Source organism: Pseudomonas sp. B12(2026) (assembly GCF_057767015.1).
Genome location: NZ_CM173430.1, coordinates 5,263,204 through 5,281,757 on the forward strand (window position 1 = coordinate 5,263,204; position 18,554 = coordinate 5,281,757).

16 protein-coding genes and 1 riboswitch are annotated in these 18,554 nt (G+C 68.5%); of the genes, 5 read left to right on the plus strand and 11 right to left on the minus strand.

The genetic code is table 11. The annotated features are described in order from the left end of the window. Positions 1 to 6 precede the first annotated feature (6 nt). From AC3B6A_RS24550 to AC3B6A_RS24580, 7 genes are all read right to left on the minus strand, one after another. Positions 7 to 531, minus strand: a complete 525-nt coding sequence (locus tag AC3B6A_RS24550; protein WP_488399695.1) for a retropepsin-like aspartic protease family protein — start codon at positions 529 to 531, stop codon at positions 7 to 9. Continuing rightward, positions 528 to 1,532, minus strand: a complete 1,005-nt coding sequence (locus AC3B6A_RS24555) for an esterase-like activity of phytase family protein (RefSeq protein ID WP_488399696.1) — start codon at positions 1,530 to 1,532, stop codon at positions 528 to 530. Before AC3B6A_RS24555 ends, AC3B6A_RS24550 begins: the two co-directional genes overlap by 4 nt. Next, positions 1,532 to 3,430, minus strand: a complete 1,899-nt coding sequence (gene parE / locus AC3B6A_RS24560; RefSeq protein ID WP_488399697.1) for a DNA topoisomerase IV subunit B — start codon at positions 3,428 to 3,430, stop codon at positions 1,532 to 1,534. Before parE ends, AC3B6A_RS24555 begins: the two co-directional genes overlap by 1 nt. A gap of 11 nt (positions 3,431 to 3,441) precedes the next feature. Then, positions 3,442 to 4,065, minus strand: a complete 624-nt coding sequence (locus AC3B6A_RS24565) for a YqiA/YcfP family alpha/beta fold hydrolase (protein WP_488399698.1) — start codon at positions 4,063 to 4,065, stop codon at positions 3,442 to 3,444. A gap of 78 nt (positions 4,066 to 4,143) precedes the next feature. Further along, entirely contained in the window at positions 4,144 to 4,962 is an 819-nt protein-coding gene (gene cpdA, locus AC3B6A_RS24570) for a 3',5'-cyclic-AMP phosphodiesterase (RefSeq protein WP_488399699.1), read from the minus strand. Between the two features lie 160 nt (positions 4,963 to 5,122). Then, entirely contained in the window at positions 5,123 to 5,581 is a 459-nt protein-coding gene (locus AC3B6A_RS24575) for a DUF1249 domain-containing protein (protein ID WP_488399700.1), read from the minus strand. After that, positions 5,572 to 6,189: an NUDIX domain-containing protein gene (locus tag AC3B6A_RS24580; RefSeq protein ID WP_488399701.1), complete on the minus strand. Its 618-nt coding sequence runs from the start codon at positions 6,187 to 6,189 to the stop codon at positions 5,572 to 5,574. The genes AC3B6A_RS24575 and AC3B6A_RS24580 overlap by 10 nt, the downstream gene beginning before the upstream one ends. A gap of 206 nt (positions 6,190 to 6,395) precedes the next feature. On the opposite strand from AC3B6A_RS24580, the gene AC3B6A_RS24585 reads away from it, so the two are divergent. Continuing rightward, positions 6,396 to 7,148, plus strand: a complete 753-nt coding sequence (locus AC3B6A_RS24585; RefSeq protein WP_488399702.1) for an RsiV family protein — start codon at positions 6,396 to 6,398, stop codon at positions 7,146 to 7,148. A gap of 92 nt (positions 7,149 to 7,240) precedes the next feature. Here the strand turns inward: AC3B6A_RS24585 and cytX are convergent, their stop codons facing one another. Next, on the minus strand, positions 7,241 to 8,524 hold the full coding sequence (gene cytX, locus AC3B6A_RS24590) for a putative hydroxymethylpyrimidine transporter CytX (protein WP_488403696.1): 1,284 nt from the start codon (positions 8,522 to 8,524) through the stop codon (positions 7,241 to 7,243). 131 nt (positions 8,525 to 8,655) lie between these two features. Next, a complete protein-coding gene (thiC, locus tag AC3B6A_RS24595) occupies positions 8,656 to 10,536 on the minus strand; it encodes a phosphomethylpyrimidine synthase ThiC (protein WP_488399703.1) in 1,881 nt (626 codons plus the stop codon). Positions 10,537 to 10,647: 111 nt separating this feature from the next. Beyond that, a riboswitch (TPP riboswitch) is annotated at positions 10,648 to 10,754 on the minus strand. Between the two features lie 164 nt (positions 10,755 to 10,918). Between thiC and AC3B6A_RS24600 the strand changes: the two genes are divergently transcribed. Next, complete coding sequence (locus AC3B6A_RS24600; RefSeq protein WP_488399704.1) at positions 10,919 to 12,367, plus strand: TolC family outer membrane protein; 1,449 nt, start codon at positions 10,919 to 10,921, stop codon at positions 12,365 to 12,367. 195 nt (positions 12,368 to 12,562) lie between these two features. Here the strand turns inward: AC3B6A_RS24600 and AC3B6A_RS24605 are convergent, their stop codons facing one another. Continuing rightward, positions 12,563 to 13,630: an ABC transporter substrate-binding protein gene (locus AC3B6A_RS24605; protein WP_488399705.1), complete on the minus strand. Its 1,068-nt coding sequence runs from the start codon at positions 13,628 to 13,630 to the stop codon at positions 12,563 to 12,565. 320 nt (positions 13,631 to 13,950) lie between these two features. On the opposite strand from AC3B6A_RS24605, the gene AC3B6A_RS24610 reads away from it, so the two are divergent. From AC3B6A_RS24610 to AC3B6A_RS24620, 3 genes are all read left to right on the plus strand, one after another. Then, positions 13,951 to 14,301, plus strand: a complete 351-nt coding sequence (locus AC3B6A_RS24610; RefSeq protein WP_488399706.1) for a EutQ-related cupin domain-containing protein — start codon at positions 13,951 to 13,953, stop codon at positions 14,299 to 14,301. A 72-nt stretch (positions 14,302 to 14,373) separates the two neighbouring features. After that, positions 14,374 to 16,323: an oxidoreductase gene (locus AC3B6A_RS24615; protein ID WP_488399707.1), complete on the plus strand. Its 1,950-nt coding sequence runs from the start codon at positions 14,374 to 14,376 to the stop codon at positions 16,321 to 16,323. 157 nt (positions 16,324 to 16,480) lie between these two features. Continuing rightward, positions 16,481 to 17,074 carry a helix-turn-helix domain-containing protein gene (locus AC3B6A_RS24620; protein ID WP_488399708.1) on the plus strand — a complete coding sequence of 198 codons (594 nt, stop codon included), beginning with the start codon at positions 16,481 to 16,483 and terminating at the stop codon, positions 17,072 to 17,074. 126 nt (positions 17,075 to 17,200) lie between these two features. Here AC3B6A_RS24620 and waaA read toward each other — a convergent pair whose 3' ends face one another. Continuing rightward, positions 17,201 to 18,472 carry a lipid IV(A) 3-deoxy-D-manno-octulosonic acid transferase gene (waaA, locus tag AC3B6A_RS24625; protein ID WP_488399710.1) on the minus strand — a complete coding sequence of 424 codons (1,272 nt, stop codon included), beginning with the start codon at positions 18,470 to 18,472 and terminating at the stop codon, positions 17,201 to 17,203. Between the last annotated feature and the right edge of the window lie 82 nt (positions 18,473 to 18,554).

Consider the following 18,554-nt stretch of genomic DNA (forward strand, 5'->3'; position numbering starts at 1 on the left):
CGTGCCTCACGGTGAAGATTGCTGGCGCAGCACCAGGGTGCCGTCCTGCTGGGTGAAATCGAGTTGCTTGAGGGCGCTCATGCCGAGCAGCACCTCGTCGCCTTCCATGCCCGGCGCGACCAGCGCGGACACGTCGTTCAGACGGATATCGCCAAGTTCCAGCGAAGGCAGGCGCGTGCGCCAGCCTTCGCTGCGGCCGTTGGCGGTGTTCAGGGTGACCGGCGCGCCGCGCGGCAGCCCCAGGCGAGCGGCCAGCGCCTGCGGGATGGCCACCTGGGTGGCGCCGGTGTCGAGCATGAAGGTCACAGGCGCCCCGTTGATCCTGCCGTCGACCACATAGTGGCCGGCGCGGTTGCCGAGCAGGCGCACTTCCACGTAGCCGGCGCCATGCGTCGACTGCGGCTGCGCGTTGGGGTTGTGCTGGCGCTCTTCCCAGGCGCCGAAATAGCGGGTGGCCAGCAGGATGCCCGCGCCCCAGGCGAGGAACATCATGACCTTGCCCAGCCGCTTCCCCGGCACCGCGTCGCTCATTTGCCACCGAGCCAGCCGCCGCTGGGCGCGGCGAAGCGCAGCACGTAGGGCCGCGAATCGCCGTCGGCGCGGCCGTGCTCGCCGTTGTCCAGGCCGATCCAGGCGCCCTTGTCGTCGATCAGCAGCGCCTCGGCCACGCCGTAGGGCAGGTCGTAGCGCCGCTCCGGCGCCAGCGCCCCGGCGGCGAACGACCAGCACTGTTCCTGCGCGCCGGTGTCGGCGTTGCGCCGGCAGACCTGGTGCGCCAGGCGCTCGAGGGTGAACAGCTTGTCCTTGTACAGCGCAAGGTCGGAGAAATCGATGGGCAGGGGACGCTCGCTCCCCAGCTCCGGCGGCGGCATCGCCACGCCACCCTCGCTGAGCAGCACGCAGTTGCCCTCGCACTTCCAGGCGCCGTTGTCGCTGCGCACCCGCAGCAGGCCACGGTGCTGGCGTTCCGCCGCCAGCCACAGGTGCTTGCCGTCCGCGCTGATCGCCAGCCCTTCGTAGAGCGCATTGAAATTCATCAGCAGGCCGTTGGCCCGGGCCTGGCGCAGCAGGCTCTTTGGCAGCGGCAGCCAGGACGCCTCGCCGGCCGCCGGCAGCAGCAGGACGGCCGCGTAGCCTTCGCTGGCCACATAGCGGTTGCCCGCCTGATCGCAGCCGATGGCCTCGAAGTCCATCGCGCCGCCGCGCATCAGGCTGCCGACGCTGGCCCGCGCGCGCATGCCCCAGGACAGCCCGCTGTCCGGCACGCCCGGCGGCACGAACGGCTCGGCGCTGGCCTGCCAGGCCTTGCCGGGCTGCTCGTCGGGCAGCAGGCGGTAGATGCGGTCGTCGTCACGGTCGGAGACCGCCCAGAATTCGCCGGCGCAGTTGGCCAGGCCCGACAGGTTGCCCTTGGGCATGCCATCCACCGGATGCTCGGAGACGAACTGCAGGGTGTTCGACACCACCATGGGCGCGGTCTCGGCCTGGGCCAGGCCGGCGAACAGCCCGAGAGCCGCCAGCAGCCAGCGCATCAGGCGAACACCTCCGCCAGGTTGCCCTTGGTTTCCAGCCAGGACTTGCGGTCGCCGGCGCGCTTCTTGGCCAGCAGCATGTCCATGATTTCCACGGTGCCCTCGGTGTCTTCCAGGGTCAGCTGCACCAGGCGGCGGGTGTTCGGGTCCATGGTGGTCTCGCGCAGCTGCGGCGGGTTCATCTCGCCCAGGCCCTTGAATCGGGTGACCTGCGGCTTGCCGCGGCGCTTCTCGGCGGCCAGGCGGTCGAGGATGCCGTCGCGCTCGGCCTCGTCGAGGGCGTAGAAGACTTCCTTGCCCAGGTCGATGCGGAACAGCGGCGGCATGGCGACGTAGACGTGGCCGGCTTCCACCAGCGGGCGGAAGTGGCGGACGAATAGCGCGCACAGCAGGGTGGCGATGTGCAGGCCGTCGGAGTCGGCGTCGGCGAGGATGCAGATCTTGCCGTAGCGCAGCTGGCTCAGGTCGACCGCGCCCGGATCGACGCCGATGGCCACGGCGATGTCGTGGACTTCCTGGCTGGCGAGCACTTCGCCGCCGTCCACTTCCCAGGTGTTCAGGATCTTCCCGCGCAGCGGCATGATCGCCTGGAATTCCTTGTCCCGCGCCTGCTTGGCCGAACCGCCGGCGGAGTCGCCCTCCACCAGGAACAGCTCGGCGCGCATCGGGTCCTGCCCCGCGCAGTCGGCCAGCTTGCCGGGCAGCGCCGGGCCCTGGGTGACCTTCTTGCGCTCGACCTTCTTGCCCGCCTTGAGGCGGCGGCCGGCGTTGCTGATGGCCAGTTCGGCCAGTTGCAGGCCCAGTTCGGGGTGGGCGTTGAGCCACAGGCTGAAGGCGTCCTTGACCACGCCGGAGACGAAGGCGGCGGCCTCGCGGGAGGACAGGCGCTCCTTGGTCTGGCCGGAGAACTGCGGCTCCTGCAGCTTCATCGAGAGGACGAAGGCGATGCGCTCCCAGATGTCTTCCGGCGCCAGCTTGACGCCGCGCGGCAGCAGGTTGCGGAACTCGCAGAACTCGCGCATGGCGTCCAGCAGGCCCTGGCGCAGGCCGTTGACGTGGGTGCCGCCCTGGGCGGTGGGGATCAGGTTGACGTAGCTTTCCTGCAGCGATTCGCCGCCCTCGGGCAGCCACAGCAGGGCCCAGTCCACCGCTTCCTTGTTGCCGGACAGGGTGCCGCAGAACGGCTCGTCGGGCAGGCGCAGGTGCTCGGAGACCGAGTCGACCAGATAGGAGCGCAGGCCGTCCTCGTAGTGCCATTCGATGCGTTCGCCGCTGGACTTGTCCTCGAAGCTCACCAGCAGCCCCGGGCACAGCACGGCCTTGGCCTTGAGCACGTGCTTGAGGCGGCTGACCGAGAACTTGTGCGAGTCGAAATACTTGGCGTCGGGCCAGAAACGCACGGTGGTGCCGGTGTTGCGCTTGCCGACGCTGCCGACCACTTCCAGGTCGCTGGACTTGAAGCCGTCGGCGAAGGTCATGCGGTATTCGTTGCCGTCGCGCTTGACGCGCACCTCGACCAGGGTCGACAGCGCGTTCACCACCGAGATGCCCACGCCGTGCAGGCCGCCGGAGAACTGGTAGTTCTTGTTGGAGAACTTGCCGCCGGCGTGCAGCTTGGTGAGGATCAGCTCGACGCCCGGCACGCCCTCTTCGGGGTGGATGTCCACCGGCATCCCGCGGCCGTCGTCGATCACTTCCAGCGAGTTGTCCTCGTGGAGGATCACCTGCACGCTCCTGGCGTGGCCGGCCAGCGCCTCGTCGACGCTGTTGTCGATGACTTCCTGGGCCAGGTGGTTGGGACGGGTGGTGTCGGTGTACATGCCCGGGCGCTTGCGCACCGGATCGAGGCCGGAGAGGACTTCGATGGCGTCTGCGTTATAGGCGTTCTGCTGGGCCATGGGGTCCCTACTTAATCAGAGGAAATTGGTTCAAAGGTCGAGAAGTCTACGTCGCGCCACAGGCCGGAGGGTATCCCGGCGAAGGCCAGCAGCGCCGGCAGGTGGCTGGCGAAGTGCTGGAACCCGTGGTCGCCGCCCGCCTCGATGCGCAGGGCGCAGGCCCGGTAGTAGCGCTCGGCGGCGCGGTAATCCAGGGTTTCGTCGGCGGTCTGCAGCCACACCTGGTAGCGCGCGCCATCGACCGGCGCCGGGACTTCCAGCGCGGCCAGGGCCTCGACGTGATCGTGGGTCAGCTCCCAGGTCTCGCCGCTGTAATAGTTGGTCTGCGGCCCGAGCTGGCCGTCGAACAGCCGGTGCGGCGCCACCGCCGGGTTGATCAGCACGGCCTTCAGGCCATGCCGTTCGGCCAGATGGGTCGCGTAGTAGCCGCCCAGCGAGCTGCCGATCAGCAGCGGCTGGCCGAGCTCCGCCAGCGCCGACTCCAGCTGCGCCATGGCCTGGCGCGGATGGTGGTGCAGCGCGGGAACCCGGACCTGTCCTTCCAGCCCCAGGTGCCGCATGGCGGCCACGAACTGGCGCGCCTTCTGCGAGGCGGGCGAGCTGTTGAAACCGTGGATATAGAGGAATGCAGTCATGGGCCGGGAGGCTACAAGCTGCAAGCGGCATGCCGCAAGTGGATCGAACCGGGGATGGCGACTGGTACGAGGCCGGCCTCAATAGCCCTTGACGCTGTAGTCGATCTCGAAGTCGATGCCGGTCACCCGCGAGACGCCGGTTTCCAGCGAACCGTCGGGATGCAGGCGCAACCAGCGGTAGCCCGGCGCGGGACTGTCGACGCAGAAATCCTCGCTGCCCGGGGTGAACTGCACGCAGGTGGACGGCGAGGCCAGCAGGCGCACGTCGCGGCGCATGCGGTCGATCTCCTGGTGCACGTGGCCCCAGAGCAGGCAGCGCACGTTCGGGTAGCGGTCCAGCACAGCGAAGAGTTTTTCCGGGTTGTAGATGCCGATGCGATCCATCCACAGGCTGCCGATGGAGACCGGGTGGTGGTGGAAGCTGATCAGCAGATGCTTGTCCGGCGCGGCCTGGATGGCGCGTTCGAGCAGGCCGATCTGTTCGTCGGTCACCTGCCCCGGCACGGCGCCCGGGATGGTGGAGTCGAGCAGGATCACACGCCAGGCGCCCAGGTCGATCACCGGCTGCAGCAGGTCGCTGCCGGCGGTCGCTTCGCGCATCGTCTGCAGTTCGTCATGGTTGCCGGGGAACCAGCGGATCGGCGCAGCGATAGGCGCGGTGATCTCGCGGAAACGCTGGTAGGACGCCAGGCTGCCGTCCTGCGACAGGTCGCCGGTGGCCAGCACCAGGTCGATGCCCGGCTGCTCGTCGAGGACGAGGCGGACCACCTGGCTCAGGCTGTCGGAAGTGTCCATGCCCAGCAGACGGCCATCGGGCTCTGCGAACAGATGGCTGTCGGACAGCTGGACCAGCAGGACCGAGGCGGTATCGGAAGGGAATTCAGGCACTGGAGGCAATGCGCCTTCTCCTGTGAGGCGGCGTCCACGGATGAGTGATCAGTATGGTGACAGCCACGCTTGCGGGCAAACCGGGAAAGCGTCACAGATCACAGTTAGGCACACGCGGCGCACGATGAACGGGCGGCATCATATCATGGCCATGCGCCATCATGACAGATCAGCGCTGCAGCACCGGCTCCAGCTCATGACCGCAGGACAGGCAATGGCTCAGCCACTCGCCGAGGAACAGGTTGAGCTGGTTCTTTTCGTCCGGCTGGTGCATCGCCTGGTTCGGATAGGGATAGATCGCCAGCAGGCGGCGCGCCTGCTCCGCGCCGACCACTTCGGCCATGCGCGCATCGTGGTAGACCCGCACTTCCAGCCGCGGCGCCGGCAGCCAGGGCAGGCCCAGTTCCTGGCTCACCCGCAGCACGGTGGTGTAGGGGCAGGCTTCCAGCACGTCCAGCGCCAGCACGCCGAGCAGCCGCTCGCCCTCGCTGAGCGCCACGCGGCGGGAGACCCGGGTTTCACGCATTTCCGGCAACAGGCGCATCAGGCGCAAGTAGTTCGCCTCGCAGGTCGCCTGCAATCCCGCCAGGTCGACGCGATAGCGCTCGCGCAGCAGATTCACACCCATAACCCCCGAACCTCGGCGCGGTTCAGCGCCAGCCATTGCAGGGCGAGCATGCTCGCCGCGTTGTTGATGCGACCGTCGCGCACGGCCTGCAGCGCCTCCTCGAAGGCCAGCACGTGCACGCGGATGTCCTCGCCCTCTTCCGCCAGGCCGTGAATGCCCGTCGCGGCGCCGCTGTCGCAGCGGCCGACGAACAGGTGCACCAGCTCGTTGCTGCCGCCGGGCGACGGCAGGTACTGGGCGATCGGCCAGAGCGCGCCGAGGGTCAGGCCGGCCTCCTCCACCGCTTCGCGGCGGGCGACCTCTTCGGGCTCTTCGTCCTTGTCGATCAGGCCGGCGACCAGTTCCAGCAGCCAGGGGTTGACCCCGGCGTCCATCGCGCCGACGCGGAACTGCTCGATCAGCACCACCTCGTCGCGCTGCGGATCGTAGGGCAGCACGCAGACGGCGTCGTGACGCACGAACAACTCGCGGGTCAGCAGCGGGCCCATGCCGCCGGCGAACTGCCGGTGCCGCAGGTGCAGCCGGTCGAGTTTGTAGAAGCCCTTGAAGCACTGTTCGCGCTTCTGGATCTCGACATCCTGGGGGCCTGGCTTGAACGTTTCCGACATCCCGTTCCACTCACTGATCGATTGAACTTCGCGCCATCCTATCGCGCCGCCCGGCGTGGCGCAGCCTCTTTCTCGGACCGTCCGGCGGGCTGCGCGGGCGGGCCGCCACACCCTGCCGCCGCGCGCCGGAGTGGTTCATACTGCCGCCGAACCTGCGGCCGCGCTGACGGTCCAACCCGCCCATGTCCGCGACGACAAGGAATCCCATGCGTCTTTTGAAACTCGCCGCCCTCGGCAGCCTCTGCCTGTTCCTGGGGGCCTGCCAGAGCCTGTTCAAGCCTGGCCTCGACGAACCGCTGTCCGCCCGCCACATCGCCTTCGAACACCTCAAGCCCGGCTGCCAGGGCGAGCAATGCCCGCTGTTCAACCTGGACACCCTGGGCTTCGACGACGAACCGGCGCTCAACGCAGCGATCGAGCAGCAGCTGCTGGAGCTGGCGCGCAGCCCCGACGGCGCCGCGCCGGCCAGCCTGGAGGTCTACGAGAAGCGCTTCCTGGACGGCGCCCAGCCCGGCTGGAGCAGCTACCTGCAAGCCAAGATCCGCGAACAGCATGACGGTCTGGTGATCCTCGAGCTGTCCAGCTATCGCTTCACCGGCGGCGAGTATGGCCAGCCGGGACGCGCCTTCATCAATTATGACCGGCGCCTGCACAAGGTGCTGGGCCTGCAGGACATTCTCCTGCCCGGCCAGGAGCAAGCCTTCTGGAACACCGCACGGCTGTCGCACCAGGCGTGGGTCCTGCAGAACAAGCTGGAGGAGCAGGACCCGGACTTCACGAAGGACTGGCCGTTCCAGGCCACCCCGCACTTCGCCCTGACCTTCGGCGCGCTGACGCTCAAGTACGACATCGACCGCATCGCCCCGCACTCGGTCGGCCATCCGGAGCTGAAGCTGCCCTACCCGCGCCTGAACGGCATCGTGAAGACCTATTACTTCCCGGGGCGCGGGGCGCAGTAAGGGATTGATTCGCGAGCAAGCTCGCTACGAAGAGCCCGTCCAGCATGACCGGGCGTCTGATCCTGTAGGAGCGAGCTTGCTCGCGAACAGCATCACGCCGAAGCCAGCGCCTTGGCGCCGATCCGCCCCAGCAGCAATTGCAGCACACCCGCCACCACCAGCGCCGGCAGGGTCGCGCCCAGGTCCGGCTGGTAGTTGGCCAGCAGGTGGTAGACCACCACGCCGCCGGCCCAGGCCAGCAGCGAGCCCCAGCGCAGGCCCTGGGGGATGGCGGCCGGCGCGCGGCGGCGCAGCACGAAGTGGTCGACCAGCACCACGCCGAACAGCGGGGCGAACACCGAGCCGATCAGCAACAGGAAGTTCTGGTACTGCGCCAGCGGCGCGAACCAGGCAATCAGGGTGCAGATCACGCCGATGGCCAGCGCCAGGTGCTCGACCTTCAGCGGCAGCAGGATGCCGCTGGACACCGCCGCCGAGTGGATGTCGGCGAAGGCCTTCTCCGACTCGTCCAGCAGGATCAGCAGCAGCGGGATGCCCATGCCGGCGCCGGCCAGCGCCAGCAGCAGCGCGTTGGCGTCGCTGCCCTCGGCGAACGCCAGGGTGTAGGCCACGCCCAGGCCCATCAGCCAGAAGCAGCCGATGAAGAAGCCCAGCGCGGCGCCGCCGAAGGTGTGCCCGGCGTGCTTGCCGAAGCGCGAGTAGTCGGCGATCAGCGGCAGCCAGGACAGCGGCATGGCGATGGCGATGTCGAAGCCCACGGCGAACGGCAGCGAGCCGTCGCCGGCCCGGGCCCAGAGCGCGGCCAGGTCGGCGCGGCGGAACAGGTCGAAGGTCAGCCAGAGGCAGGCGGCGATCAGCAGCCAGATGCCCCAGCGGCGCAGCACGCGGCGCACGAAGGCGAGCGGCCCGCTGACCGCCAGCAGGGTCGCCAGCGCGCCGAACACCAGGGTCCACAGCGCCGGGCTGGTCCAGGCGCTGCCGTCACCGAAGGCGCGGGTCGCCAGCAGGCTGGCGGCGTCGCGCATGACGATGATCTCGAAGGCGCCCCAGCCCACCAGTTGCAGCAGGTTGAGCAGCGCCGGCAGCGCCGCGCCGTGGCTGCCCAGGCTGAGCTTGAGCGAGGCCATGGCGGCGAGGCCGGTGTCGGTGCCGATCACCCCGGCGCCGGCCAGCAGCAGCACGCCGACCAGGGTGCCGAGCAGGATCGCGCCGAGCGCGCCGGCCAGTCCCAGGCCCGGCGCCAGCAGCGCGCCGGTCTGCAGCACCATCAGGCCGATGCCGAGGGAGAACCACAGGGAAAACACGTCGCGCAGGCCGAGCACGCGCTGGGCGCTGCCGACGACGACGGTGGGGGAGTAGTTGGTGGCGGTCACGATGCGTGCAGGGCTCAGTGTCGTTGGAATGGATTTTGTTCTGGCTTTGGCTCTTGTAGGAGCGAGCTTGCTCGCGAATGAACCCCGCTGCGGGGCTGTTCGCGAGCAAGCTCGCTCCTACAGGGTGCTGCCGGTCACACCTGCTTGTAGATCACCGAGCCTTCGTCCTTGAAGCGCGCGGCCTGCTCCTGGAAGCCGGCCTCGATGGCTTTCTGCTCGTCGGTCAGGCCGTTTTCCTTGGCGTAGTCGCGGACTTCCTGGGTGATCTTCATCGAGCAGAACTTCGGCCCGCACATGGAGCAGAAGTGCGCGACCTTGGCCGAGTCCTTGGGCAGGGTCTCGTCGTGGAAGGCGCGGGCGGTGTCCGGGTCCAGGGCGAGGTTGAACTGGTCTTCCCAGCGGAACTCGAAGCGCGCCTTGGACAGCGCGTTGTCGCGGATCTGCGCGCCCGGGTGGCCTTTTGCGAGATCGGCAGCATGCGCGGCGATCTTGTAGGTGATGATGCCGGTCTTCACGTCATCCTTGTTCGGCAGGCCCAGGTGCTCCTTGGGCGTGACGTAGCAGAGCATGGCGCAGCCGAACCAGCCGATCATCGCCGCGCCGATGCCCGAGGTGATGTGGTCGTAGCCCGGCGCGATGTCGGTGGTCAGCGGGCCGAGGGTGTAGAACGGCGCCTCGTCGCAGCACTCCAGCTGCTTGTCCATGTTCTCCTTGATCAGGTGCATCGGCACGTGGCCGGGGCCCTCGATCAGCACCTGCACGTCGTGCTTCCAGGCGATCCGGGTCAGCTCGCCGAGGGTCTCCAGCTCGCCGAACTGCGCGGCGTCGTTGGCGTCGGCCACCGAGCCCGGACGCAGGCCGTCGCCCAGCGAGAAGCTGACGTCGTAGGCCTTCATGATTTCGCAGATTTCCTCGAAGTGGGTGTAGAGGAAATTCTCCTGGTGATGCGCCAGGCACCACTTGGCCATGATCGAGCCGCCGCGCGAGACGATGCCGGTGACGCGCTTGGCGGTCAGCGGCACGTAGCGCAGCAGCACGCCGGCGTGGATGGTGAAGTAGTCCACGCCCTGCTCGGCCTGTTCGATCAGGGTGTCGCGGAAGATTTCCCAGGTCAGGTCTTCGGCGATGCCATTGACCTTCTCCAGCGCCTGGTAGATCGGCACGGTGCCGATGGGCACCGGGCTGTTGCGCAGGATCCACTCGCGGGTCTCGTGGATGTGCTTGCCGGTGGACAGGTCCATCACCGTGTCGGCGCCCCAGCGGATGCCCCAGGTGAGCTTCTCCACCTCTTCCTCGATGGACGAGCCCAGCGCGCTGTTGCCGATGTTGCCGTTGATCTTCACCAGGAAGTTGCGGCCGATGATCATCGGTTCCAGTTCGGTGTGGTTGATGTTCGCCGGGATGATCGCGCGGCCGCGGGCCACTTCGTCGCGGACGAACTCGGGGGTGATTTCCTTCGGAATGCTGGCGCCGAAGCTCTGCCCCGGGTGCTGGGCGTCGAGCAGGCCGGCGGCGCGGGCTTCCTGCAGCTTCATGTTCTCGCGGATGGCGATGTATTCCATCTCCGGGGTGATGATGCCCTGGCGCGCGTAGTGCATCTGCGTGACGTTGCCCCCGGCCTTGGCGCGGCGCGGGGTGCGCACGTGGGCGAAGCGCAGGTCGTCGAGGCTGGCGTCGGCCAGGCGCGACTGGCCGAACTCGGAGGTCAGGCCGGGGAGGATTTCAGTGTCGCCGCGCTCGTCGATCCAGCGCGAACGCACGTCCGGCAGGCCCTTGCGCAGGTCGATGCGCACGTCCGGGTCGGTGTAGGGGCCGGAGGTGTCGTAGACCATCACCGGGGCGTTCTTCTCGCCGCCGAAGGCGGTCGGGGTGTCGGCCAGGGAGATTTCCCGCACGGGGACGCGGATGTCCGGGCGCGAGCCGGTCAGGTAGACCTTTTTCGAATTCGGGAAGGGCTGGGTCGACTGGCGGTCCAGCTGTTCAAGGCGGGTGACGTTGTTTTTCTGGGTGCTCATCCAAGCTCTCCTGGGGGTGACTGCCGGGGAGAACCTGAACCGAGGGAGCCGCACCGAGCGGCGAAGAGACGCATCCCTGAGAGGGCTGGGGCCGGGGCGGGAAGGCGCCGGGGATGCGGACTTCTTGTTCCCTACGCGGGTCTTAACCCGATCAGGTTCAACGGGATCCGGAACTATCCGATCTCAGCCCTTCGCATGGGGCACCCCGACAAGAACGCCCGCAGTCTAATCAAGTGCGCAACGATTGGCCAATGCCGCCCGGCCGAAAACCGCGCAGGCGGCTACACTCCAGCCTCGGACGCCCCGTAAGAGGGTGCCTTGACCGCCACCGGCGGCAACCGTAGCCTTGCCTCCACCTCGCATCACTTTCCAGGACGAACGAATGCTGCGCAGACTCTCTCTGGCTGTCGCCGTGGCCACCACGACAGGCTTTGCCTGGGCTGCACAGCCCGCTCCGGCCGCCGCTCCCCAGTCCACCCGGACGGACCTGATCAGCGTCTACAAGGACGCCGTCGACAACAACGCCGATCTCGCCGCCGCGCAGGCCGACTACATGGCCCGCAAGGAAGCCGTGCCGCAGGCGCGTTCCGGCCTGCTGCCGCAGATCAACGCCGGCGCCAACCTGGGCAACTCCCGCACCTCGCTGGACGAGCCCAACCTGACGCTCAACCGCAGCAGCCAGGTGCTCCAGGCGACCCTGAGCCAGCCGCTGTTCCGCGCCGACCGCTGGTTCCAGCTCAAGGCGGCGGAGAACGTCAGCGAACAGGCCCAGCTGGAATTCTCCTCGACCCAGCAGGCGCTGATCCTGCAGAGCGCCGAATCCTACTTCGGCGTGCTCCGCGCCCAGGACAACCTGGCCGCCAGCAAGGCCGAGGAAGCGGCGTTCAAGCGCCAGCTCGACCAGTCCAACGAACGCTTCGACGTCGGCCTGTCGGACAAGACCGACGTGCTCGAATCCCAGGCCAGCTACGACACCGCCCGGGCCAACCGGCTGGTCGCCGAGCAGCGCGTGGATGACGCCTTCCAGGCCCTGGTCACCCTGACCAACCACGAGTACAGCGCCCTCGAAGGCATCCTGCACTCCATGCCGGTGGTCGCGCCGGTGCCCAACGATGCCAAGGCCTGGGTGGACACCTCGGTGCAGCAGAACCTCGCGCTGCAGGCCAGCAACTACGCGGTCGACGCCGCCGAGGAAACCCTGCGCCAGCGCAAGGCCGGCCACCTGCCGACCGTCGACGCCGTGGCGCAGTACCAGAAGGGCGACAACGACGCCCTGGGCTTCGTCAATACGCCCGGCACCACGCACTATGGCAAGTGGGTCGACCAGAGCAGCATCGGCCTGCAGCTGAACGTGCCGATCTACAGCGGCGGCCTGACCAGTTCCCAGGTGCGCGAGGCCTACCAGCGCCTGAACCAGAGCGAGCAGCTGCGCGAAAGCCAGCGCCGCCAGGTGGTGCAGGACGCGCGCAACCAGCATCGCGCGGTGAACACCGACGTGGAGCAGGTCAAGGCGCGGCTGCAGGCGATCATCTCCAACCAGAGCTCGCTGGAAGCCACCCAGATCGGCTATCAGGTCGGCACCCGCAACGTCGTCGACGTGCTGGACGCCCAGCGCTCGCTGTTCAGCGCCGTGCGCGACTACAACAACACCCGCTACGACTACATCCTCGACAACCTGCGCCTGAAGCAGACCGCCGGCACCCTGTCGCCGAGCGACCTGCAGGCCCTGAGCAGCTACCTGAAGCCGGACTACGACCCGGACCGCGACTTCCTGCCGCCGGACCTGGCCAAGGCCGCCGAAGCGCAGTTGAAGAACAACACCCGCTACTGAGCACCACGAAAAAGCCCCGCATCGCGGGGCTTCTTCTTTTGCGCGCCTGTATTTGCTCTATTTGCTCTGCGTAGGATGGCGTGGAGCGAAGCGATACCCATCACGATGGATAACGCTGCGCGTGATCCATCCCGCCAGCACGACTGCCAGAGCAACGCTGCCCCTATTGCCGGGAAAAGCCCCCGGCGCCCTCCCTCACTGGGCAGCCCAGGCGTTGAAGCGCTCCTCCAGTTCCTCGCCGTGGTCGACCCAGAATTCATCGTCCATCGCCAACCCCTGCGGCAGGTTCTGCGTCGAGGTCGGCACCCAGCCGGCCAGGTCGGACGGCAGGCGCTCGGCGGCCTGCCGGTTGGTCGGGCCATAGGCGATCTGCTTCACGTAGTCGACCTGGGCATCGGGCTGGTTGGCGAAGGCGATGAAGCGTTTCGCCGAGTCGACGTGCTGCGAGCCCTTGATGATCGCCCAGTAGTCCATGCCGTACAGGCTGCCCGGCCAGACCACCTGCAGGTTGCGCCCGCCCTTGAAGGCGTCGGCGATGCGCCCGGTGTAGGTCGAGGTCATCACCACGTCGCCGGCGGCCAACCACTGCGCGGGCTGCGCGCCGGCTTCCCACCACTGCACGTAGGGCTTGATCTGGTCGAGCTTGGCGAAGGCGCGGTCGACGCCGGCCTTGGTCGCCAGTTCCTTGTAGACGTCGGCGGGCTTCACCCCGTCGGCCAGCAGGGCGAACTCCAGGTTGTAGATGGCGCGCTTGCGCAGGCCGCGCTTGCCGGGGAATGTCTTCAGATCCCAGAAATCCGCCCAGGAGGTCGGCGCCGGCTTGAGCCGGTCGGCGTCGTAGGCAATCGCCACGCCCCACACCAGCGCGGCGGAACCGCAGTCCTTGGCGGCATTGGGAATCAGCTGGTCCTTGCCGCCGATCTGCTGCCAGTCCAGCGGCACGAACAGTCCCTCGTCGCAGCCGCGGGCCAGGTCCGGGCCCTCGATCTGCACCACGTCCCAGTCGGCGTGGCCGGTGTCGGCCATCACCTTGATGCGGGCCATCTCGCCGTTGTACTCGCTCTGGGTCAGCCCGACCCCGGTCTGCTTGCTGAACGGCTGGAAGAAGGCCACGTCCTGGGCCTTCTGGCCGGCGCCGCCGTAGCCGACCACCACCATGCTCTCGGCGGCCTGGACGGCGCCGCAGCACAGTCCCACGGCGAGCAGCAGCGGTTGCGCGGCGTTCTTGAGGCGCTTGCGGAAAATGTTCTCGCGGAAAGTCATCGGGCATACCCCATGTCGAAGGTGGCAGCGGGCGCGGCCGGAATGGCCGCGCGCACGCCGGACGGGCGCGCCGGAACAACGGGCAGAGGTAGATCGGTGGCCTGCGGGCGGGCCCGCAAAGCGAGGGGGGACCGTGCTGGACGGTTCATGCGCCTCTCCTCTTGTAGTTGTTGTGGAGCACGTCGCGGTTGCCCCGGAGAAGTCCGGGTGCGGCATCGAAACTACCCAGTCACTTTTAAAAAAACAAGTTGATTTTTTACTATTGGTAAATTTCTATAGCCTCAACTTAGACAACATTTTCCGATTCGGGAGAAGCCGCCGTGTCCCAGGTCCGTCACTTCCAGCAGTCCGCCCTGCAGTTCCAGTCCTACGGCGGCGAGCCCAGCGAGCGCGCCGCCATCTGCCGCCTGATCGGCCCGGCCGACAGCCAGACCATGGGCGCGGGCCTGGCCCGCTTCGACGGCGTGTCCATCGAGTGGACGGTGCTCTACGACGAGCTGATCGTGGTGCTCGAAGGCAGCTTCCGCCTGCGCCTGGCCGACCGCGTGATCGAGGCCCGGCCGGGCGATGTGATCTGGGTCCCCGAGCGCACCCCGCTGGCCTACGAAGGCGAGAAGGCCTGCGTGTTCTACGCCCTCTACCCGGTCGACTGGCAGGCCCGCAACGCCTAGTCGATCGCCCCGCCGCGCCGCGCGCGGCCGATGTTCAAGCACTGCACGACAACAAGAATCCGGAGTCGCCCGATGAGCCAGTTCCCCCACCTGTTCAGCCCGCTGCAGATTCGCGGCAAGACGCTGAAGAACCGCATCATGTCCACCGGGCACGACACCTCGATGCCCACCGACAACCTGGTCAACGATCAGCTGGTGGCCTACCACACCGCCCGCGCCAGGGGCGGCGTCGGCCTGATCGTGCTGCAGGTCGCCGGCGTGCACGACAGCGCGCGCTACACCTCCCACGTGCTGATGGCCACCGACGACGCCTGCATCCCCGGCTACCGGCGCATCGCCGAGGCCTGCCATGCCGAGGGCACCGTGGTGCTGTCGCAGGTGTTCCACCCGGGCCGGGAGATCATGGAATCCAGCGACGGCCTGCTGGCCGTGGCCTACGCGCCGTCCGCCTCGCCCAACGAGCGCTTCCGGGTGATGCCCCGCGAGCTGAGCCAGGCGATGATCGACGAGATCGTCGCCGGCTACGCCGCCGCCGCGCGCCGCCTGCACGCCGCCGGCCTCGACGGGGTGGAAGTGGTGGCCAGCCACGGCTACCTGCCGGCGCAATTCCTCAACCCACGGGTGAACCACCGCGGCGACGGCTACAACGGCAACCTCGACGCGCGCCTGCGCTTCACCCGCGAGGTGATCGCCGCGGTGCGCGCCGCCACCGACGAACACTTCATCATCGGCCTGCGCATCTCCGCCGACGAGCGTGACCCGGAAGGCCTCACCGAGGACGAATCGCTGCAAGCGGTGAAAGCCCTGCAGGGCGAACTGGACTACGTGCACATCGTCGCCGGCACCTCGGCGTCGCTGGGCGGCGCCATCCACATCGTCCCGCCGATGGCCATCGAGGCCGCGTACCTGGCCAACGAGGCCGGCACCTTCAAGCGCAGCCTGGAGATTCCGCTGTTCGTCACCGGGCGCATCAACCAGCCGCAGGAGGCCGAGCAGATCCTCGCCCGCGGCCAGGCCGACGTCTGCGGCATGACCCGCGCGCTGATCTGCGACCCGCAGATGCCGAACAAGGCCGGCGACGGCCGCCACGACGACGTGCGCGCCTGCATCGCCTGCAACCAGGCGTGCATCGGCCACTTCCACCGCGGCTACCCGATCTCCTGCATCCAGCACCCGGAAACCGGCCGCGAGCTGATCTACGCCGAACGTAATCCGGCCGCCCGGCGCAAGCGCGTGCTGGTGGTCGGCGGCGGGCCGGCGGGCATGAAGGCCGCCGCGGTGGCGGCGCAGCGCGGGCATGACGTCACCCTCTGCGAGGCCAGCGGCCAGCTTGGCGGGCAAGTGAATCTGGCCCAGCTGCTGCCGCGCCGCGCCGAGTTCGGCGGCGCCTCCACCAACCTGCAGCGCGAGATGCAACTGGCCGGCGTCGACGTGCGGCGCAACACCCGTGTCGACCGCGCGCTGGTCGAGCAGGAACGCCCCGACGTGGTCATCGTCGCCACCGGCGCCAAGCCCTATCGCCCGCCCTACGAGGAAGCCGGCAACCTGCAGGTGGTGGACGCCTGGCAGGTGCTGCGCGGCGAAGTGAAGATCGGCCGCTCGGTGCTGGTCACCGACTGGCGCGCCGACTGGATCGCCCCCGGCATCGCCGAGCGCCTGGTGCGCGACGGCCACCAGGTGCAGCTGGCGGTGAACGGCACCCACGCCGGCGAGAGCCTGCCGCTCTACGTGCGCGACCACATGGCCGGCGAGCTGCACCGCCTGGGCATCGCCATCACGACCTACGCCCGCCTGTACGGCGTCGACGACAGCACCGTCTACCTGCAACACACCGCCAGCGGCGAGCCGATGCTGGTGGAAGGCATCGACACCCTGGTGCTCTGCCAGGGCCACCAGCCGGTGGACGAACTGGCCGACCAGATCGCCGACCTCGCCGAGGTGCGCCGCATCGGCGACTGCCTGGCGCCGCGCACGGCGGAGGAAGCGATCTACGAGGGGCTCAAGGCGGGTTGGGCGGTATAAGAGCAGCCGCAAGCGGCAGGCCTCAAGCTGCAAGCAAGAGCCGCTGTTCACTTGTCGCTTGCGGCTTACAGCTTTCGGCTGGCGATCTAAACAACGCCGCCCTGAAGCGGCTTTGTTTAGAATGCCCCACGACGCCATTCGCCAGGACCCTCGCCGCATGAGCCGCAAAGCCCCGCAGGACGCCCCCGCCAACGCCGAAGCGCAATTCCTCGGCACCCGCATCCGCGGCCTGCGCAAGCGGCGCGGCATGACCCTGGCGGAGCTGGCCGAGCAGAGCAGCCTCACCGCCGGCTACATCAGCCAGCTGGAACGCAACCTGGCCTACCCGTCGATCCCCGCGCTGTTCAACATCGCCCGCAGCCTGGGCGTGACCATCCAGTGGTTCTTCGCCAGCGAAGTGCAGGTCGACCCGGCCGACGCCGGCTACGTGGTGCGGCGCAACGCGCGCACCAGCGTGCATTACGAGGACGGCATCGTCGACGAACTGCTCAGCCCGCAGCCCAGCCGCCAGTTGGAAATCCTCCACTCGCGCTTCCCGCCGGGCACCTACAGCCAGCAGAGCTACAGCCACGACGGCGAGGAAGCCGGCTACCTGCTCAGCGGGACGTTCGAACTGTGGGTGGGCGAGCGGCATTTCCTGCTGGGCGAGGGCGACAGCTTCAGCTATTCCAGCCAGGAGCCGCACCGCTACGGCAATCCGGGGGATGTGGATGCCGTGGTGCTGTGGGTGATCACGCCGCCGACCTTCTGAGGCTCGGATTCTGTAGGAGCGAGCTTGCTCGCGAACCCGCCTGACGCCGATGTTTCTGGAAGAGCCTTCGCGAGCAAGCTCGCTCCTACAGGTGCAACCATTGCGCTTCGGCGCGAAAGGTTGCCCTCAGCCCTTGATCAACCGCCCCAACCCGTTCAGCAGCCGCTCCAGCGCCCCCTGATTGGCCTTCATCACGCCCAGCCCGGCCTCGGCCATGCGCGCGGCGCCCGCCGGCTCGTCCCACAGGGCGGCCACCGCCACCGCCAGCGACGGCGCGTCGGCCACCTCGCGCAGCGCCCCGACCTCGCGCAATTGCGCGGCGATTTCGAGGAAGTTGAACAGGTGCGGCCCGGACAGCACCGGCTTGCCCAGCGCCGCCGGCTCCAGCAGGTTGTGCCCGCCGTTGGGCACCAGGCTGCCGCCGACGAAGGCGACGTCGGCCAGCGCATAGAGGAACAGCAGTTCGCCCATGGTGTCGCCGAGCAGCACCTGGATGTCCGCCGTCACCCGCTCGCCGGTGGAACGGCGCTGGGTGCGGAAGCCTTCGCGGGCGCACAGCTCGAACATCGGATTGAAGCGCTCCGGGTGGCGCGGCACCAGGATCAGCAGCGCGTCCGGGTGTTTCTCCAGCAGTTGGCGATGGCCGGCGAGAACGATTTCGTCCTCGCCGGCATGGGTGCTGGCGGCGATCCAGATCGGCCGCTGCCGCGCCTGCCACTGGCCGCGCAGGTCATCGGCGCGAGCCAGCAGTTCCGGGTCGATGGTCAGGTCGAACTTGATCGAGCCAGTGACGCTCACGCACTCCGGGCGTGCGCCGAGCCGGCGGAAGCGCTCGGCCTCGGCCTCGGTCTGCACGGCGATCCAGCTCATCTCCTCCAGCATCGGCCGGGTCAGCCCGGCGAAACGCGCGTAGCCGCGCGCCGAGCGCTCGGACAGCCGCGCGTTGGCCAGCGCCACCGGAATGCCGCGCCGGGCGCACTGATGGATGTGGTTCGGCCACAGCTCGGTTTCCATGATCACACCCAGCACCGGGCGCGCGCGGTCGAGGAAACGCGCCGCCGCCCAGGGCAGGTCGTAGGGCAGGTAGCAGTGCTGCACCTGGTCGCCGAACAGCGCGCGGATGCGTTCGGAGCCGGTGGGCGTCATGCAGGTGACGGTGATCGGCAGGTCCGGATGGCGCTGCATCAGCGCGCGGATCATCGGCGCGGCGGCGATGCTCTCGCCCACCGACACCGCATGCACCCAGATGCCGCCGGGCTTGAGCGCCGGCAGGCCGATGGCGAAGCGCTCGCCAACGCGCCGGGCGTAGGCCGGCGCCTTGCGCGAACGCAGGAACAGGCGCAGCGCGACCAGCGGCAGGCCCAGGTGGAACAGCAGGGTATAGAGGGTCCGGTTCATGGCGGCGGAGAGTAGCAAATTACCTGCCCGCACCGCTGCCCCGCAGCCGCACGACCGCCCGCTTCCGGCCGCGCCGCCGGGG

Excerpts from the sequence above, each read along its gene's own strand:
- AC3B6A_RS24550 (WP_488399695.1), bottom strand. The coding sequence starts at position 531 with ATGAGCGACGCGGTGCCGGGGAAGCGGCTGGGCAAGGTCATGATGTTC.
- AC3B6A_RS24555 (WP_488399696.1), bottom strand. The coding sequence starts at position 1,532 with ATGCGCTGGCTGCTGGCGGCTCTCGGGCTGTTCGCCGGCCTGGCCCAG.
- parE (WP_488399697.1), bottom strand. The coding sequence starts at position 3,430 with ATGGCCCAGCAGAACGCCTATAACGCAGACGCCATCGAAGTCCTCTCC.
- AC3B6A_RS24565 (WP_488399698.1), bottom strand. The coding sequence starts at position 4,065 with ATGACTGCATTCCTCTATATCCACGGTTTCAACAGCTCGCCCGCCTCG.
- AC3B6A_RS24575 (WP_488399700.1), bottom strand. The coding sequence starts at position 5,581 with ATGGGTGTGAATCTGCTGCGCGAGCGCTATCGCGTCGACCTGGCGGGA.
- AC3B6A_RS24580 (WP_488399701.1), bottom strand. The coding sequence starts at position 6,189 with ATGTCGGAAACGTTCAAGCCAGGCCCCCAGGATGTCGAGATCCAGAAG.
- AC3B6A_RS24585 (WP_488399702.1), top strand. The coding sequence starts at position 6,396 with ATGCGTCTTTTGAAACTCGCCGCCCTCGGCAGCCTCTGCCTGTTCCTG.
- thiC (WP_488399703.1), bottom strand. The coding sequence starts at position 10,536 with ATGAGCACCCAGAAAAACAACGTCACCCGCCTTGAACAGCTGGACCGC.
- AC3B6A_RS24600 (WP_488399704.1), top strand. The coding sequence starts at position 10,919 with ATGCTGCGCAGACTCTCTCTGGCTGTCGCCGTGGCCACCACGACAGGC.
- AC3B6A_RS24605 (WP_488399705.1), bottom strand. The coding sequence starts at position 13,630 with ATGACTTTCCGCGAGAACATTTTCCGCAAGCGCCTCAAGAACGCCGCG.
- AC3B6A_RS24615 (WP_488399707.1), top strand. The coding sequence starts at position 14,374 with ATGAGCCAGTTCCCCCACCTGTTCAGCCCGCTGCAGATTCGCGGCAAG.
- AC3B6A_RS24620 (WP_488399708.1), top strand. The coding sequence starts at position 16,481 with ATGAGCCGCAAAGCCCCGCAGGACGCCCCCGCCAACGCCGAAGCGCAA.
- waaA (WP_488399710.1), bottom strand. The coding sequence starts at position 18,472 with ATGAACCGGACCCTCTATACCCTGCTGTTCCACCTGGGCCTGCCGCTG.